This window comes from Aneurinibacillus sp. Ricciae_BoGa-3, from assembly GCF_028421645.1.
Taxonomy (GTDB): domain Bacteria; phylum Bacillota; class Bacilli; order Aneurinibacillales; family Aneurinibacillaceae; genus Aneurinibacillus_B.
This window is the reverse complement of the sequence record NZ_CP116887.1, coordinates 2,775,278-2,791,506: the sequence shown is the minus strand read 5'-3', so window position 1 is coordinate 2,791,506 and position 16,229 is coordinate 2,775,278. Positions and strand designations below refer to the sequence as shown.

At 44.2% G+C, this 16,229-nt stretch carries 13 protein-coding genes; 11 read left to right on the top strand and 2 right to left on the bottom strand.

Annotated features, from left to right (window positions below; all coding sequences use genetic code 11):
• Positions 1 to 3 precede the first annotated feature (3 nt).
• The 11 genes from PP175_RS14130 (at position 4) to PP175_RS14080 (ending at position 13,300) form a co-directional block, all read left to right on the top strand.
• Positions 4 to 885, top strand: coding sequence for an acetaldehyde dehydrogenase (acetylating) (locus tag PP175_RS14130; RefSeq protein ID WP_272438979.1), 882 nt, complete (start codon positions 4 to 6; stop codon positions 883 to 885).
• Positions 882 to 1,901, top strand: a complete 1,020-nt coding sequence (gene dmpG, locus PP175_RS14125; RefSeq protein ID WP_272438978.1) for a 4-hydroxy-2-oxovalerate aldolase — start codon at positions 882 to 884, stop codon at positions 1,899 to 1,901. Before PP175_RS14130 ends, dmpG begins: the two co-directional genes overlap by 4 nt.
• 43 nt (positions 1,902 to 1,944) lie before the next feature.
• Entirely contained in the window at positions 1,945 to 2,799 is an 855-nt protein-coding gene (gene larE, locus PP175_RS14120) for an ATP-dependent sacrificial sulfur transferase LarE (protein WP_272438977.1), read from the top strand.
• Positions 2,800 to 2,859: 60 nt separating this feature from the next.
• The gene (locus PP175_RS14115) at positions 2,860 to 4,200 is read left to right on the top strand and encodes an MFS transporter (RefSeq protein ID WP_272438976.1); all 1,341 of its coding nucleotides are present in this window, start codon (positions 2,860 to 2,862) and stop codon (positions 4,198 to 4,200) included.
• A 26-nt stretch (positions 4,201 to 4,226) separates the two neighbouring features.
• Positions 4,227 to 5,693, top strand: coding sequence for an aldehyde dehydrogenase family protein (locus PP175_RS14110; RefSeq protein WP_272438975.1), 1,467 nt, complete (start codon positions 4,227 to 4,229; stop codon positions 5,691 to 5,693).
• A gap of 39 nt (positions 5,694 to 5,732) precedes the next feature.
• Positions 5,733 to 6,938 carry an iron-containing alcohol dehydrogenase family protein gene (locus tag PP175_RS14105; protein ID WP_272438974.1) on the top strand — a complete coding sequence of 402 codons (1,206 nt, stop codon included), beginning with the start codon at positions 5,733 to 5,735 and terminating at the stop codon, positions 6,936 to 6,938.
• Entirely contained in the window at positions 6,939 to 7,793 is an 855-nt protein-coding gene (locus tag PP175_RS14100; protein ID WP_272438973.1) for a R2-like ligand-binding oxidase, read from the top strand.
• A gap of 14 nt (positions 7,794 to 7,807) precedes the next feature.
• Positions 7,808 to 9,196 (top strand): UbiD family decarboxylase, encoded by a 1,389-nt coding sequence (locus PP175_RS14095; protein ID WP_272438972.1) that lies wholly within the window; start codon positions 7,808 to 7,810, stop codon positions 9,194 to 9,196.
• A 105-nt stretch (positions 9,197 to 9,301) separates the two neighbouring features.
• Positions 9,302 to 10,867: an L-lactate permease gene (locus PP175_RS14090; RefSeq protein ID WP_272438971.1), complete on the top strand. Its 1,566-nt coding sequence runs from the start codon at positions 9,302 to 9,304 to the stop codon at positions 10,865 to 10,867.
• A gap of 208 nt (positions 10,868 to 11,075) precedes the next feature.
• A complete protein-coding gene (locus PP175_RS14085; RefSeq protein ID WP_272438970.1) occupies positions 11,076 to 12,209 on the top strand; it encodes a bifunctional diguanylate cyclase/phosphodiesterase in 1,134 nt (377 codons plus the stop codon).
• Complete coding sequence (locus PP175_RS14080) at positions 12,200 to 13,300, top strand: ATP-binding protein (RefSeq protein ID WP_272438969.1); 1,101 nt, start codon at positions 12,200 to 12,202, stop codon at positions 13,298 to 13,300. Before PP175_RS14085 ends, PP175_RS14080 begins: the two co-directional genes overlap by 10 nt.
• Positions 13,301 to 13,383: 83 nt before the next feature.
• Here the strand turns inward: PP175_RS14080 and PP175_RS14075 are convergent, their stop codons facing one another.
• Both PP175_RS14075 and PP175_RS14070 read right to left on the bottom strand, forming a co-directional pair.
• Entirely contained in the window at positions 13,384 to 14,850 is a 1,467-nt protein-coding gene (locus tag PP175_RS14075; protein WP_272438968.1) for a sigma-54-dependent transcriptional regulator, read from the bottom strand.
• Positions 14,851 to 14,870: 20 nt separating this feature from the next.
• Positions 14,871 to 16,217: an ATP-binding protein gene (locus PP175_RS14070; RefSeq protein ID WP_272438967.1), complete on the bottom strand. Its 1,347-nt coding sequence runs from the start codon at positions 16,215 to 16,217 to the stop codon at positions 14,871 to 14,873.
• Positions 16,218 to 16,229 lie beyond the last annotated feature (12 nt).

Below are 16,229 nucleotides of genomic sequence, written 5' to 3'. Positions count from 1 at the left end.
ACCATGAGAAGACTAAAAACAGCCATACTAGGCCCTGGAAATATCGGTACAGACCTCATGATGAAAGTTCTAGACGCTAAAGAATTAGAACTCTGCATGATGGTTGGTGTTATTGCAGAATCAGACGGACTCCGCAAGGCAAGGGAGAGAGGAATTGAAACATCGGCCGAAGGAATTTCTGCCATCATTGAGCGGGGTGACATTGAACTTGTATTTGATTGCACCGGGGCTAAGTATCATCTCGAGCATGCTCCTTTACTGAAAGAAGCCGGTATCCAGGCGATTGACTTGACACCTGCAGCAGTAGGTCCTTATGTTGTTCCTTCTGTGAACATGAATGTGAATCTTGATAGTCCGAACGTCAACCTCGTTACTTGCGGTGGCCAAGCAACGATTCCGATTGTCGCGAAAATCAATGAGGTTGCAGACGTGGAGTATGCGGAAATCGTAGCTACGATCTCCAGTAAATCCGCTGGACCTGGAACAAGACAAAATATCGATGAATTCACAGTAACTACTTCGCGAGCGATTGCCCAGGTAGGCGGGGCGGATGAAGCTAAAGCCTTAATTGTTTTAAATCCTGCTGATCCTCCGATTATGATGCGCAATACGATTTACACACGAGTGAAAAATCCGGATCAACAAGCGATTGAACAGGCCGTCGAAGCGATCGTGAAAGAGGTCCAAAGCTATGTTCCAGGTTATCGCTTAAAGGTACCACCTATCATTGATGGAGATAAAGTAACGACGATGATCGAAGTAGAAGGAGCCGGAGCGTATTTGCCTAAGTATTCTGGAAACCTCGACATCATCACGGCAGCCGCTGTTGGCGTTGCCCGCCGGATCGCGGCTCATAAGTTTCAAAAGGAGGCATCTGAAGTATGACACAGAGAATCGTAATAACAGACTCTACTCTTCGTGACGGGATGCATACCGTTAGCCATCAATTCACACCGGCTGATATCGCTGAGATCGCAACAGCTCTTGATAAGTCCGGTGTCGATCTCATTGAAGTCGGACATGGCGATGGATTAGCGGGTTCGTCCTACCAATATGGCTTTAGCGCAGCAAAAGATGCCGAATGTTTGAAAGCAGCCTGTGGCGCAGTAAAGAATGGGAAAGTAACCGTACTATTGCTTCCTGGAATTGGTACGAAGAAGGATCTAGAAGCCGCTGCCGATATCGGGGCGAAAGCCGTGCGTGTCGCTACTCACGTGACTGAGGCTGATATTTCCGAACAGCATATCAAAGTTGCCAAAGACATGGGCCTGTTTACCGTTGGATTTTTAATGATGGCGCATATGGAAGAACCAGAACGCATGGTTGAACAAGCGAAAAAAATGGAGAGTTATGGAGCGGATGTTGTCTATGTTACGGATTCCGCAGGCGCTTTATTGCCGGATGGAGTGAGGACTCGTGTTTCTGCCTTGCGTCAGGCCGTAAACATTCCAGTGGGATTCCATGCCCACAACAATCTAGGGGTAGCTGTTGGAAATACGTTAGCGGCCTTACAGGAAGGTGCAACATTCGTAGATGGAAGTTTAAGAGGAATGGGCGCGGGTGCAGGGAATGCCCAAACAGAAGTCATGGTTGCAGCACTGCACAAAGCGGGTTACCAAACGGGTTGTCATTTAAGAAAATTGATTGAAGCGGCGGAACAAAACGTAGCACCAAAAATGCTGCGCCCTCAAATTATTGATAGTGTGGCCCTAATTTTGGGCTTTGCCGGCGTATATAGCAGCTTTTTCTTGCATGCAAAACGCGCGGCAGAACGATTTAATGTTGATCCGCTTGAAATTCTAGAAGAGTTAGGCAGAAGAAGAATCGTAGGTGGTCAGGAAGATCAAATCATCGATGTTGCCTACGAATTAAGTCAAAGGCAAAAGACGCTGGTTCGCTAGTATCGCTTACGCAATTCTATTAAAAAATCGGAGGTTTGAGGGCATGGGAGAAGTACAGCTAGATTACTCAAAACAACTAAAGATGGAGCAGTCCCAGAAATATGAGAAGCTACTCGATCAGCTTCGTGGGTTAGGCCGTGCTGTTGTGGCGTTTTCGGGCGGAGTAGACAGTACCTTTCTGCTAAAAGCAGCTATCGAAGCGCTTGGATATGACCATGTTCTCGCTGTTACGGCGGACTCTGAGACCTATCCAGCTAGGGAACTTGAACAAGCCACTGAGTTAGCCAAGGAAATCGGGAGTTCACACCTCGTCATTGAAACGAGTGAGCTGAATATACCGGGATATGCGGAGAACCCTACGAATCGCTGTTACTTTTGCAAAAGGGAACTCTTTAGTCACCTTATCCCCATAGCGAAGGAACGCGGCTATCATCATGTCATTTTCGGTGCGATTGCCGATGATTTAGGGGAACACCGTCCTGGGATGCAGGCTGCCATTGAAAATGGCGTCAAAGCACCGCTTCAAGACGTAGGATTGACCAAAGCTGAGATTCGGGATCTATCGCGACAGTTGGGAGTAAGTACCTGGGATAAACCTTCCTTCGCATGCCTATCCTCTCGTATTCCTTATGGGGAAGCCATCACCTTAGAGAAACTAAATAGGGTAGATGCAGCAGAATCATTTTTGTTAAATCTAGGTTTCCGCCAGGTTCGCGTGCGTCAACATGAGCAATTAGCGAGAATCGAAGTGTCTCCTAATGAAATTGTGAAATTAGTAAGCTACTCGGAAATGATAGTCGAGAAGCTGAAGAGGATAGGGTATACGTACGTATGTATTGACCTTCAAGGATACCGATCTGGAAGTCTGAATGAGACATTAGAAACGTTGAGCGTTTAGTTTGCCAGTGGGGGCTGCCTGAGGGTAGCCCCCGGATTAAAAATAGTAGGGGGATGGGCAATGTCCTTAGCCACAAGTGTAAATCCAGAGAATTCAGGCACGGAAATAGGTTTTAACAACAAACGTCAAATGATGTCTGCTACAGTCGCGTCACTGTTAGGCTGGTCTTTGGATTTATTCGATTTGTTTGTACTGCTTTATGTAGCACCCATATTAGGTAAGCTATTTTTCCCGGCTAGCATGCCAACCCTCTCTTTGGCTGCGGTTTATGCTTCGTTTGCAGTAACATTACTCATGCGTCCAGTTGGATCTGCTATTTTCGGTTCTTATGCAGACCGAAAAGGCAGAAAACGGGCAATGATGGTAGCGGTTACAGGGGTTGGTATATCCACCGCTATTTTTGGTGCGCTTCCAACTGTTCACCAAATCGGCGCTTTTGCGGCTCTATTATTCCTTATTTTGCGGTTAGTTCAAGGTGTGTTTGTTGGGGGCGTGGTGGCTTCCACACATACGATTGGTACGGAGTCAGTACCCCTTAAGTGGCGCGGATTAATGTCTGGCCTTGTTGGAGGAGGCGGAGCCGGTTTTGGAGCGCTTATCGCTTCCATCGTTTATTTCATCGTTTCTGCTGCTTTTCCCGGGGCCGCGTTCAGTATTTGGGGTTGGCGTTTCATGTTTTTCGCAGGAATTCTTAGTTCTATTCTTTGCCTCTTTGTTTTCAGAACGTTAGAAGAATCACCTTTATGGATTGAACACAAAAAGAATGAAAACAAAACTTCCGAAGTTCAAGAGTCACCTGTACGAGTATTGTTCTCAAGCAAATATCGATCCATTTTGCTAGTGAATCTCATGGTTGTTATTGGCGGGGGAACTGCTTATTATCTGACCTCCGGATATCTTCCAACCTTCTTAAATGTTGTCAACAAAATTCCAGCGAGTTCTTCCTCCTTCATTTTGATGGGGGCAAGTGTGATGGCTATCCTATCGGCTCTTCTGTTTGGTCATTTGAGCGATCGCATTGGCCGTAAAAAGGTATTTATGATCATAGGTGTCATCGATTTAATTGGACTTCCGTACTTCTATCTAGCATTGGCCAAGGCAACCACAATTCCATCGATGACATTTTATGCTTTTGCCTTAGCCTTTTTAGGAAACGCGGCTTATGCACCTGTCTTAATCTTTTTAAATGAGCGTTTTCCAACCGCAATCCGATCAAGCGGAACAGGACTCTCATGGAATATAGGATTTGCCATTGGGGGCATGATGCCGACGTTCGTATCGCTAGCCAGCGGATCGACTCAGAACATCCCTTATTCCTTAATTTACTTCTCGATCGCGGTATTTGTACTCTATTTAATCGGAAGTCTGATTATTCCGGAAACAAAGGGTGAGTTTAAGTAACAAAGGGAAACTTAAGGAGGATATCAATGCCAACATTAACAGACCAAAAACCGCTATACTACTATAACTACGTTGGAGGAGAATGGACCGAATCCAGTTCAAAAGAATATTTGGAATCAATAAATCCCGCAACAGGCGAGTTTATTGGCTATTCTCAGAAATCAACGGTTGAAGATATTGAAATGGCCATTGACTCCGTGTATGACACCTTTCAAACAAGTGACTGGGGTTACAATCCGAAACGGCGTTATGAAGCGCTGCTCGGGTTGGCTCAAAAAATGGAAGAGAATATGCAACACCTGGCTCGCGTACTTACCATGGAACAAGGTAAAACGATCCGTGAGTCTCGCCTGGAATTGGCTGGATGTGTCGATACACTAAAATATTTTGCGGGAGCAGCAAGAACGGTGTTCGGACGCTCGATTCAATTAGAACCAAACAACTATGGTGTGATTGCGAAGGAACCATTAGGCGTTGTCGGCATCATCTCGCCCTGGAACTGGCCAGCCCTGTTAATGATCCGGGAACTAGCGCCAGCCTTAGCAGCCGGTAATGGCGTTATTGTGAAGCCGGCAAGCCTTACCCCTGCGATCTCGGTTGAAATTTTCAAATTGATTGCTGAAGTGCCGCAGTTCACTAAGGGTATCGTCAGCATCGTTACGGGACCCGGGCGCTCCATCGGCGCGGCGATGGGGACCAGCAAGAAAATTGAGATGATCAGCTTTACGGGAGACACGTCTACAGGAAAAACGATTATGGAAATGGCCACCAGCAATATTAAGAAATTAGCGTTAGAACTTGGCGGAAAATCGCCAAATGTGGTGTTTGCCGATGCCAATTTAGAAAAAGCCATTCCTCTGATCGGCCGTTCCATTTTCATCTCTGCAGGTCAGATTTGCATGGCTGGATCTAGGCTGCTCGTACATGAATCTATTAAGGATGAAGTGATCGTGAAGTTGAAGGATTATGCTGAAAATCTTATCGTTGGCAATGGCCTGCTGGAATCTTCCGATATGGGGCCGGTCATTTCCCAAAGCCAGTTAGACTTGATTGAAGAATATTGTCAAATCGGACGCCGTGAAGGGAAGGTCATTACCGGTGGCTACCGTTTAACAGGCGAGGATTATGATAAAGGGTACTTCTATGCTCCCACTATTATTGATGAGCTGCTAACAAACAGCCGTGTGGTACAAGAAGAAATCTTTGGACCAGTGCTTGCCGTACAGTCCTTTTCAACTGATGCGGAGGCGCTGGCTTTGGCTAATGCTACGGACTTTGGGTTATCCGCAGGTGTCTGGACAACCGACTTAAATCGGGCGATGAAGATGTCTAAGGGCATTAAAGCCGGCACGGTTTGGATTAATACGTATAATAAAAATTTCCCGGAAGCCGAATTTGGCGGTTACAAGCAAAGTGGTTTAGGACGCACCAGAGGTATCGACGGCTTAATGGAATACTGCGAAACGAAACACATCCACTTTGAAATTGACTAAGAAACACGGAACATCATACGGGAAAGGGGGATTCATCTAATGAATCATCATCACAGCGAACAAGTTGCTAATCTCGAATATTCCTTTCACCTGCCGACACGAATCGATTTCGGTTATGGAAAAGCCGCGCAGCTCGGTGAACGGTTAGCGAAACAGGGGATCAGCCATGTGTTTCTGGTGACTGATAAAGGGGTGCAATCTGCAGGGCTCCTCTCCAGCATACTAGAATCCTTACAATCCTCATCGGTGGAGGTACAAGTGTACACGGATGTGGAACCGGATCCCAGTTTAGACACCATTAACCAGGGCGCACACGTGTTTTTAAAGGGAGCATTCGATTGTATTGTGGCGGTGGGCGGCGGCAGTGCGATGGATACGGCAAAGGGAATTCGGGTGGTAGCCAAAAATGGAGGCAGTATCGGGGATTACGCAGGTGTGAATCGCATTCCCTTCACGCCCACGATCCCATTAATCACGATTCCTACTACTTCCGGGACGGGAAGCGAAGTCACCATCTTCGGGGTTTATTCGGATTGGCACCATAACGTAAAAGTAACCGTCACCAGTCCGCATATGGCTCCTACTCTGGCTCTGGTAGATCCGCAATTAACGTTGAGTTTACCAGCCAAAATGACGGCGGCTTCAGGAATTGATGCCTTAGCGCATGGGATTGAGACCTTCTTTTCGTTAGGTTCTTCACCTGCATCGGATTCGCTTGCCAAGGAAGCGATCATTACCGTAAACCGCCATCTCTATCGGGCTGTGACGGATGGTGGTGATGTAGAAGCGAGAATAGGCCTGTCACATGGAAGCTTGCTTGCTGGTATGGCTTTTAATAATGGATACTTGGGGCTTACGCATGCAATAGGAAGTGCGCTGTCTGGACATTGCCATGTACCGCATGGGGTGGCGATCGGCTTGTTGTTGCCGCACGTCGTGAAATTTAACACCGTAACCAACCCGCAAAAGGCAGCCATTATTGCGAATCTCATGGGGATCCAAGCCAATTCAATGGAAGAGTTAGCTGAGCAAGCTTCGGTTGCCGTCGCCGAACTGGTGAAGGAGATCGGGCTTCCCACCACACTTCAAGAAGTCGGTGTGCTTGGTGAGCAGCTTCCCTCGATTGCCAAAGATTCATTCAAAAGCGGAATGATGAAATTTAATCCGCGCCAGCCGTCCGAAAAGGAAGTTGAAACTCTATTGCAACAAGCGTTTTGGGATTCCACTACTATTGGGGTGATATAAATGAAGGAACATGTCAACCAACCTGATAACCAGGGGCTGATCACGGGATTAGACAAAACAACGGATGAAGTAGCCTGGGACCTGTACCGGAAGGCCGTCCGTTTTGGTACATGGGACCCTGCTGAGATTGACCTCACGCAGGATAAGAAGGATTTTGAAAATCTTGATGAAGATCTGAAAGGCTATCTCATTCACTTTTGTACAGGATTTCTTGATGCAGAGGAAAATGTCGCTCTTAAGTTTTGTCCCTGGATTATGCTTGGTTCCTCTACGGAGCAACAGGCCTTCTTAAGCACCCAATTGCTAGAAGAATTTAAGCACACTGAGTTTTTTATGCGCTACTTTAAAGAAGTCTTTCAAATAGACCGAATCCTGGGTGTAAAAAATATTGTGCAGCAAAAACTCGATGAGCGAGTGGAGCATATGCTTGATGCGCTGCACCTAGATGCAGAGGGTCGTGAAGCTGCTTTAGTAGAGGGCTTAGCCCATTACCAGGGAATCATTGAAGGAGTTCAAGCCATGTCTGGCTATGATGTGTATGAAGCGGTTTATGGAAGTAAAGGCTTATTGCCGGGATTGGCAGAGGGATTTGCGAGAATTAAAGAAGATGAAGGCAGACATGTTGGTTTCGGCCTCCGCATGCTCAAGCTCTATGCACGCAATCCAGAGCACGCGGCACGGATTCGAGCTGTATACGAAGAGTATTTGCCTTACATTATGATTCGCTATGATCAGCCTGTTATTGTAGATGGAAAAGAATATCCAACTCCATCTGAAGTAAGAGGCCGTGAACGCGTACAAAAGTTATTTGATCGCAGATTAAAAGATATTTTTGGAGAGAGAGTGAAAGTTTGAGGGGGACAACGCACATGAAAGCAAAAACATTTCGTACGTGGATGGAGCACCTTCAATCCTCTGGAAGATTGGCCGTGATAGGTAAGCCGGTTCGGTTAGATTATGAAATAGCGGCCATTGCCAAAAAGCTGGATGGAAAAAAGGCCGTCTATTTTACAGAGGTAGAAAACTATGGAATACCTGTAGTCTCCGGCATCTGCTCCACCCGGGAAGATTTTGCAGAGGCGTTGGAAACCGATACGTACGGTATTATCCCAAAGTTTACCGAAGCCGTGGCATCCCCGGCTCCTTGTAATGTTGTGCCTGACGTAGAAGCGCCAGTCAAGGAAAACGTGATTACCAAAAACATTGATTTGATGAAATTATTTCCCATCCCTGTTCACCATGAAAAGGATTCCGGAAATTATATTACAGCTGGGTTGTTTATCGTCCGTGATCCTGTAACCAGGAAGCAAAATGTATCGATTCACCGCTTGCAAATATCCGGAAAAGATAAGCTTGGCGCTCTGCTTCTACCCCGACATACGTTTCATTTGTATAAACAGGCGGAAGAAGCGGGCAGAGCGTTGGAATGTGCGATAGTCATCGGAGTTGATCCGGTGACACTGCTGGCCTCGCAAGCGAGTACCCCGTTTGGCGTGGATGAATTAGAAATCGCAAGCGCCCTTCGCGGCGAGCCGCTCGAGCTCGTTCGTTGTGAGACAGTAGATATTGATGTGCCAGCGTATGCTGAAATCGTATTAGAGGGCAAAATTCTGCCGCACGTTCGCGAGCCGGAAGGTCCCTTTGGCGAATTCCCGAAATATTATGGCCCGCGCAGTGACAAAGAAGTTGTGCAAATTACAGCTGTTACACACCGCAACGACCCTATGTTCTATACGATTGTTCCTGCTGGATACGAACATTTGCTGCTTGGTGGGCTTCCTCGTGAGGCTAGCTTGTTCCAAAGCGTGCGCCAGACGGTTCCCACCGTTAAAGCGGTTCATATGGGCCCGGGCGGTACGTGCCGTTATCATGCAGTCGTGTCGATCAAGAAAAGAAATGAGGGGGAAGCGAAGAATGCCATTTTCGCTGCTCTCGCCAATAGTTTTGATATTAAGCATGTCGTTGTAGTCGATGAGGAAGTGGATATCTTTAATATGGAAGAAGTAGAGTGGGCGATTGCCACCCGTTTCCAGGCGGATAAAGACTTAGTGGTTGTTCAGGGAGCACAGGGTTCCAAGCTCGACCCTTCCACAGCTGAAGGCGTAGGGGCAAAGATGGGCTTCGACTGCACCGTCCCGCTAAACAGCGAACCCATGAGGTATCTGCGCATCCAAATTCCAGGCTATGATGATCTTAAAATTGAAGAATATCTTGGCCAAAATAATGCGCTTAAATCTGTTCATATTGAAAAGAAATAAGGGTGCGAATAAAGAGGTCTCCTGGTCTAAACCACCAGGAAGCCTCTTTTGTGATGCATTTTGCTTGTTTTTGTTAACGAATGCTGGATGAAAGGAGTGAACCAGTTGTTCGAACAAACGTATACACCTTTCCAGCCCGTTATTCTTTCTCTATTACTAGCTATTTTGCCTCTTGCCGTACTTTGTATCTTTCTTTTATCCGGTTGGCTGAAACCTCCTAAAGCCTATGTGCTGACCTTGCTCCTGACAGCAATTTTGGCTGCTGGTGTATGGAAAATGCCACCCAGCATGATCGCAGGAGGGATTTTATACGGCTTTCTTTTTGCTCTTTTTCCTCTTTTTTATATGATCTGGAGCTCTATCTTTCTTTTTAAAGTGGCAGAGCAATGCGGCTATATCCAATCGATTCAGTCTACTCTTACAACAGAGGAAGAGGGGATTGAATGGAAAGTCCTGCTTGTTGGTTTTGGTTTAACTGCATTTATTGACAGTACGGCCGGTTTTTTAGCCCCTATTGTAATCGTCACCGCTTTGCTGACTCAGTTAGGCGTTCCTTCCGTGAAAAGCGCGATTGCAACATTAACATCCAGCGCGGTGCCAGCGGTATTTGGTGGAGTGGGGGTGCCTATTCTATTGCTATCACAGGTTACCGGCCAGCCGCTCGCGGATGTTGTGCTCCAGAATGTGCTATTTGACATCATTCCGGCGATGATCGCACCGTTTATCACCTGTATCGCCACATGTGGCTGGAAGTCCTCCGTAAAGCTAGTGTCACCCATCTTGTTAGGCGGTGCGAGTTATGCGGGCGTCACGTTACTGAGTGTCTTTTATATCTCTCCTTCTTTAGGGGCCATTATTGGCTCGGTGGCTTACATCGCTGTCATCTTATATCTGGCGAAGAGGAAAGGGGTATTTGTCCAGACCATCACCATCAAGGCATTTATGAAAAGCTGGTGGCCCTTTCTGTTACTGACGGCCTGTGTCGCAGTATGGAATGTTCCAGGTATTCAATCTATCCTGAAGAGTTTGGACAGAAATTGGCCAATTGCTTTATTAGATAAACAGGTGATCTCGCATGCGCCATTTGGAGATGGTGCGTTATCGGTTGTATGGAAAGGGCAAATCGTGGCCTCTTCCGGCACAGCGATCGTGTTAGCGGCCTTCATCACAGCTGTCACTTCACGCATGGCTATAAGGACCTGGTTTCGTCTGTTCGTTAGCTCTTTGTATTCCATGAAAATAGTAGCGCTTAATCTTGCCTTGATTACGTCCGTAGGCTTTTTGCTCGTATACAGCGGAATATCAGGAACGCTTGCTTCACCTTTTCAACAGCTTTCTTCAGGATATCTGCTTGTGGCTCCTCTGATGGGGTGGCTGGGAACCTTCTTAACAGGCAGTAATTCAGCATCCATTGCCCTTTTCGGAGGATTACAATCGTATGCAGCACAAATTACGCATCTGCCAACTTCCGGGATTGCCGCCAGTTTTGCTGTTGCTGCAGTCGGGGGAAAGATGGTTTCTCCTCAAGCCGTGGAAGCAGCTGTGAAAGCATCGGGTCTGCCTGCGGGATCGGAAGCCAAACTCCTTAGAAAAATCATGGGGTATAGCTTACTCATCCCCTTTTTATCGTTTATGGTGGCGCTCGTTTGGAAAATAACTGCACAATTTTAAGATTGTAGCCTGGCATAGGCTTGGAAATCCCGAGTGTGTTGCCGCCTGCATTCAGGTAGGTGCAGGGGTGCTTGTATCTGCCTCGGCTACCGTTAAATTGTTGAGGGGGTTTCCTATTCTATTTTTATTATTTGTGTTCGTCTATGTTATAGCTATATAGATACATTATAATAGCATTAACGACCACATAGTAAAAAGGGAGTTTAACATGCCTTATAAAAATAGTGTATTAAATAAGCAAAATTATATGGAGCTTGAAGAACGGTTTCGATCTTTACTTAGCTACAATCCAGACGCGATTTGCACAATTAGTAGGGAGGGAATTTTCGAGAGTGTTAATCCGGCTACAGTGGAGATCACAGGATATACCCCTGAAGAAATAAATAGCACGCTACTAAAAGAGATAACAGGAAAGAGAGATTTAAATAAAATTGGTTATCATTTTAAAAGAACGCTAGAAGGTTCATCACAAAATTACTATCTTAATATTAAACATAAAAATGGGACAATTATTAATTTATCTATAAAAAATGTTCCTATACAAGTTAATCGTAAAATAGTTGGCATATTTGTTATTGCAAAGGATATCACAAAGCAGAAAAATATCGAGAGAGAGTTAAAAGATAGTGAGAGTAAATATAGATTGATTACAGAAAATATGTCGGATGTTATTTGTGTTTTAGATCATGACGGAATTGTTGAATATGCTTCACCTTCACATAAATCAATGACAGGATTTTCAGCAGAAGAATATATAGGAGTTAGGCCTTTTCAATTTATCCATCCAGAAGATGTAATCGATATCCAAAATAGATTCGATGATATCATCACAAATAAACAAGAATTCCAGGTGGAACATCGATATAAACATGTTAATGGAGATTGGATTGTTGTTGAAGCGAATGTAAAACCGGTAGTGGATGAATTTGGACATGTTAAAAATGTGGTCATCATTGCAAGGGACATTACACAAAGAAAGAAAACGGAAGAAGAACTTCAGGAAAGTGAGAAACGCCTTCGTACCTTAATTAATGTCCTCCCAGATGGTATTTTCTTTAAAGATGGGGAAGGACGTTGGCTTGAAGTAAATTCCACGGCTCTCGATTTATTTGAATTAGGCGACGTACCCTACAGGGGTAAAACGGACGTGGAGCTTGCGGAATATACACCACGCAAAGAGGACCTGTTGAGTTGCTTTCAAACAGATGAACAAGCGTGGACAGCCAGTGAAATGGTACGGGTGGAAGAAGTTATTCAAACATCTGATGGGAATTCTCTTTTTTTGATACGATTAAGGTTCCCATTTTTCATTCGAATGGTGAACGTAAGGGTATGGTGGTAATTGGAAGGGACATCACTGGACGTAAGCAAATAGAGGAAGCTCTTATTGAAGCGGAAGCAAAATATAGAAATCTCGTGGAAAGAGCTCTTGTAGGTGTTTATATTTATCAAGAAAATACTTATCAATATGTTAATCCTCGTTATGCGGAAATTTTCGGATATACGGTAGATGAGTTATTAAAGTTAAGTCCCTTAGACCTCTTGCAAAACGGAGAAAAGAAACAATGGATCGAAAATTTCCACAAACGAATAAGTGGTGACAACAATAGTCTTCATTATCAAATAAAAGGTTTGAAGAAAGATGGGAGTATTATTGAATGTGAAGTGCATGGAACTGTCACCATATATAAAGGAAAGCCAGCCATTGTGGGGACGCTTTTAGATATTACAGAGCGGAAAAAAACAGAAGAAATTCTTCGCAAGACAGATAAACTTTCCATTGTTAGTGAATTAGCTGCGGGAATTGCTCATGAAATCAGAAATCCTTTAACTTCTTTAAAAGGTTTTGTTCAGTTATTAAAAGAAGAGTCCCACAAAAATAAATTCTATTATGAGATCATGTTATCTGAACTTGAACGAATCAATTCTATAGTGAGTGAGTTTTTAATCCTTTCCAAGCCCCAATATACAAACTATGAAGTAAAGGATCTCATTCAAATTATTACAAGTGTGGTTACCTTACTTGAAAGTGAAGCTCACAAAAACAATGTTCAAATCCTAACAGCGTTCGATTTAGATAACGTTCAAATTAACTGTGTAGAGAGTCAGTTAAAACAAGTTTTTATTAATGTTTTAAAAAATGCTATGGAGGCTATGCCATCAGGTGGCGATATTTCTGTTCATGTGGAATTGGACAAGGATGGATACGTCCGAATTAAATTTGTTGACCAGGGCTGTGGAATTCCAGCTAGCCGAATATCAAAATTAGGGGAGCCGTTTTATACAACAAAAGAAAAAGGAACGGGTTTAGGTTTAATGGTGAGTTATAAAATTATCGAAAATCATTTCGGAAAAATAAAAATTAAAAGCGAAGAAAATAAAGGGACGACGGTAGGAATTGAACTTCCCGTGGGACTCTTTAAGATATATTAATTGAAGATGTTAATAAGATTTTTGTTACTAGCCATAAGAGTATTTAACTATAAAAGGGACAGCGCGGATGCTGTCCTTAACATTTAACAATCCTTTCCCTTTTCATTCAAAAGATAACGCAAATTACGCGGACTAATATTGAGGAGCCGCGACGCTTCTTTGCGATTTCCAATTGTTTCACGAAGTGCCTTTTTTACAAATGCTGTTCCTACTACCTGTTCCAGTTTTTTTGTCTGTTCCATAATGGATGGCAAATCGATTGTTCCGCTGCTTTTCCATTGCGATAGGATACCCTCTTTCCATTTCTCAAGGTGCTGTTCAAGCGAAATGATATCTTTCGCTTCCTGGTTTCCTACCCATTCTTGCTGTTTAGCCTGAGGAAAGGGAGAGTGTTTTGATATTTCTAGATTGATGGATAAATACTCAGGTGTAATGATCGTTGTTTCCCCGTCAGCAAACGTAATCGCGCGTGTAATGACATTAGACAGTTCGCGCACGTTTCCTGGCCAGCCATATTGTTCCATTAAATGCACTGCATCAGATGAAAAAGAAAGCTGTTGTGCCGCATGGCGCTTTAGTAAATATTTTGCAAGAAAAGGGATATCTTCTTTACGTTCGCGAAGCGGTGGAATATGCAGCTTAACCACGTCCAGCCGATACAGCAAATCTTCACGAAACTTCCCTTGATTAACGGCTTCATTTAAATGAATATGTGAAGCGGCAATGATGCGGGTGTCTGTATGCAAATGCCTTTCGCTCCCTACACGCATGAATTCTCTTGTCTCCAGGATACGCAGCAATTTTACCTGAATGGATGGCGAAGCATCTCCGATTTCATCAAGAAACAGCGTACCCTTACTGGCAATTTCAAAAAAACCTTTTCGCAGCTGTGTCGCCCCTGTAAACGCTCCTTTTTCATGGCCGAACAGTTCACTTTCTAATAACGTTTCGGTTAATGCACCGCAATTGACACCGATAAAAGGATGGACTAAGCGGGAACTTGCCTCGTGAATGAAACGGGCTAGCACTTCTTTTCCTGTTCCGGTCTCTCCTTCGATCAGAAGGGTAACATTTTTTTGCGCGACCTTGTACGCAAGAGAAAGCAAATGGTGCATCTTCTGGCTCTCTCCAATGACAAATCCGATTTGCTCAGCGAGTTCCAGCGCTTTATCCTGATCGAGGCTTGTTTCAGATGTTAATAATTTGTCTATCAACAATTCTAATTCTGTTATGTCATCAAATGGTTTCTCGATATAGTCGTCAGCACCGAGGCGGATCGCTTCCAGTGCGGATTTAACTGTACTATATCCTGTCATAATCACCACTTTACAAGCTGGCATTCGCTGTTTAATGTCCTTAAGAATAGTAATTCCGTCTGTATCGGGTAATTTTAAATCAACCAGGGCTAATTGATAAGGTTTACACGCAAGACATCCATCTATCTCATCTTTGTTTGAAGCAAAAGACAGATCAAATCCCTTGTTACGAAGCAGAAAAGAGAAGAAGTTTTGCACTTCGAATTCATCATCAATGATTAAAATGCGTTTCATTACATTCCCTCCGATGTTCTTTATCCGCTGCTAGTAGATACAGGCAGCAACAGGGTAAAGCGGCTGCCCAATCCGGCTTCGCTTTCTACCTCTATCGTTCCACCGTGTGCTTTGGCGATCCCTAGACTTACAGAAAGACCGAGTCCTGTTCCTTTTCTTGCTTCTTTTGTTGTGAAAAAAGGATTGAAAATCTGCCCCTTCTCTTCTTCCTTAATTCCGCACCCATTATCATCTACACAAAAAAAAATGAATTTTTCTAGCGGCTGTGTTGTTTTGATCCCTGTACGAATGGTAATTCTTTTCACGTCCTGTGCACTTTCTTCTACGGCATCTTTGGCGTTTAATAGTAAGTTTAAAATAATTTGCTCTATTTGTTGCAGATTGCCTTCCACCTGCGGCAATCCCTCGTAAAATTCAGCATGAATATGAATATTATTGCGTTCAATCTGATAACCTACCAGGCTAAGCACTTGTTCCACGGCCTGATTTAATGAGCACTCATAGAAGATGTAATCATTCTGCCTGGAAAATGTAAGTAGATTTTGAATTATATTTTTACAGCGCTTGCCACAAGTAACCATATCGAGCAGAAGTTTGTTTTGCAGGCTGTCTGGGCTGCTTTCTCTAAGCAAAAGCTGGGTATTTCCCAGGACGGCTGTCAAAGGATTATTGAGTTCATGGGCTACCCCGGCCGCCATTTCACCAATGGCCGCAAGTTTTGCGGATTGAACGAGCTGTGCTTCAATATGTAATTTTTTAGTGACATCGTTATACAGTCGTGAATTTTCAATACAGACAGCCAGTTGATCAGCTAATTGCTGAAGAAAAACAAAATCAGAAGTTTCATAGTTAATCCGTGTTGTTCCACCCAGGCTGAGTATGCCGACAGCCCGCTTTTTACTGAATAAAGGAAGTAGCAAAACTTGGCTGAGACCCAGTTTATCAAGCGTTGTATCTTCCGCATAAATCCTATCTTTATCGGCGGTACCGATTGAATGAAGAATGGCCTTTTCTTCACGGATAGCTTTCCAGTACAGCGAATTTTGTTCGTCAAGGACGGTCCCTGGCGGCATCGCTGTAAGTTTTTGTGGATGGACATTGCTTACCAGTAGCCTTTCTTTTTCAAAAGTAGAGAGAGAAAGTCTGGTAAAAGGGAAGAGTTTTTCAAGCTTATTCATTACATTCTTTAGCATATCATCCATACACATGTCCACGTTAAAGCTTTTTACAACTTGATTAATGATTTCAATCTGCATATTTTTCTTTTGCAGGCTGAGCACGGTTTTTTTCAGCTCATTGTAATAATTGCGCTTAGAAGATTTGACACCCGTAAGAAGCTGGATGACCTCCCGTTTATCTTCAATCATTTCGCCGTCCTC

What these genes read in the sequence shown, in the direction of transcription:
- PP175_RS14130 (WP_272438979.1), top strand. Translation starts at nt 4, where the DNA reads ATGAGAAGACTAAAAACAGCCATACTAGGCCCTGGAAATATCGGTACA.
- dmpG (WP_272438978.1), top strand. Translation starts at nt 882, where the DNA reads ATGACACAGAGAATCGTAATAACAGACTCTACTCTTCGTGACGGGATG.
- larE (WP_272438977.1), top strand. Translation starts at nt 1,945, where the DNA reads ATGGGAGAAGTACAGCTAGATTACTCAAAACAACTAAAGATGGAGCAG.
- PP175_RS14115 (WP_272438976.1), top strand. Translation starts at nt 2,860, where the DNA reads ATGTCCTTAGCCACAAGTGTAAATCCAGAGAATTCAGGCACGGAAATA.
- PP175_RS14110 (WP_272438975.1), top strand. Translation starts at nt 4,227, where the DNA reads ATGCCAACATTAACAGACCAAAAACCGCTATACTACTATAACTACGTT.
- PP175_RS14105 (WP_272438974.1), top strand. Translation starts at nt 5,733, where the DNA reads ATGAATCATCATCACAGCGAACAAGTTGCTAATCTCGAATATTCCTTT.
- PP175_RS14100 (WP_272438973.1), top strand. Translation starts at nt 6,939, where the DNA reads ATGAAGGAACATGTCAACCAACCTGATAACCAGGGGCTGATCACGGGA.
- PP175_RS14095 (WP_272438972.1), top strand. Translation starts at nt 7,808, where the DNA reads ATGAAAGCAAAAACATTTCGTACGTGGATGGAGCACCTTCAATCCTCT.
- PP175_RS14085 (WP_272438970.1), top strand. Translation starts at nt 11,076, where the DNA reads ATGCCTTATAAAAATAGTGTATTAAATAAGCAAAATTATATGGAGCTT.
- PP175_RS14080 (WP_272438969.1), top strand. Translation starts at nt 12,200, where the DNA reads ATGGTGGTAATTGGAAGGGACATCACTGGACGTAAGCAAATAGAGGAA.
- PP175_RS14075 (WP_272438968.1), bottom strand. Translation starts at nt 14,850, where the DNA reads ATGAAACGCATTTTAATCATTGATGATGAATTCGAAGTGCAAAACTTC.
- PP175_RS14070 (WP_272438967.1), bottom strand. Translation starts at nt 16,217, where the DNA reads ATGATTGAAGATAAACGGGAGGTCATCCAGCTTCTTACGGGTGTCAAA.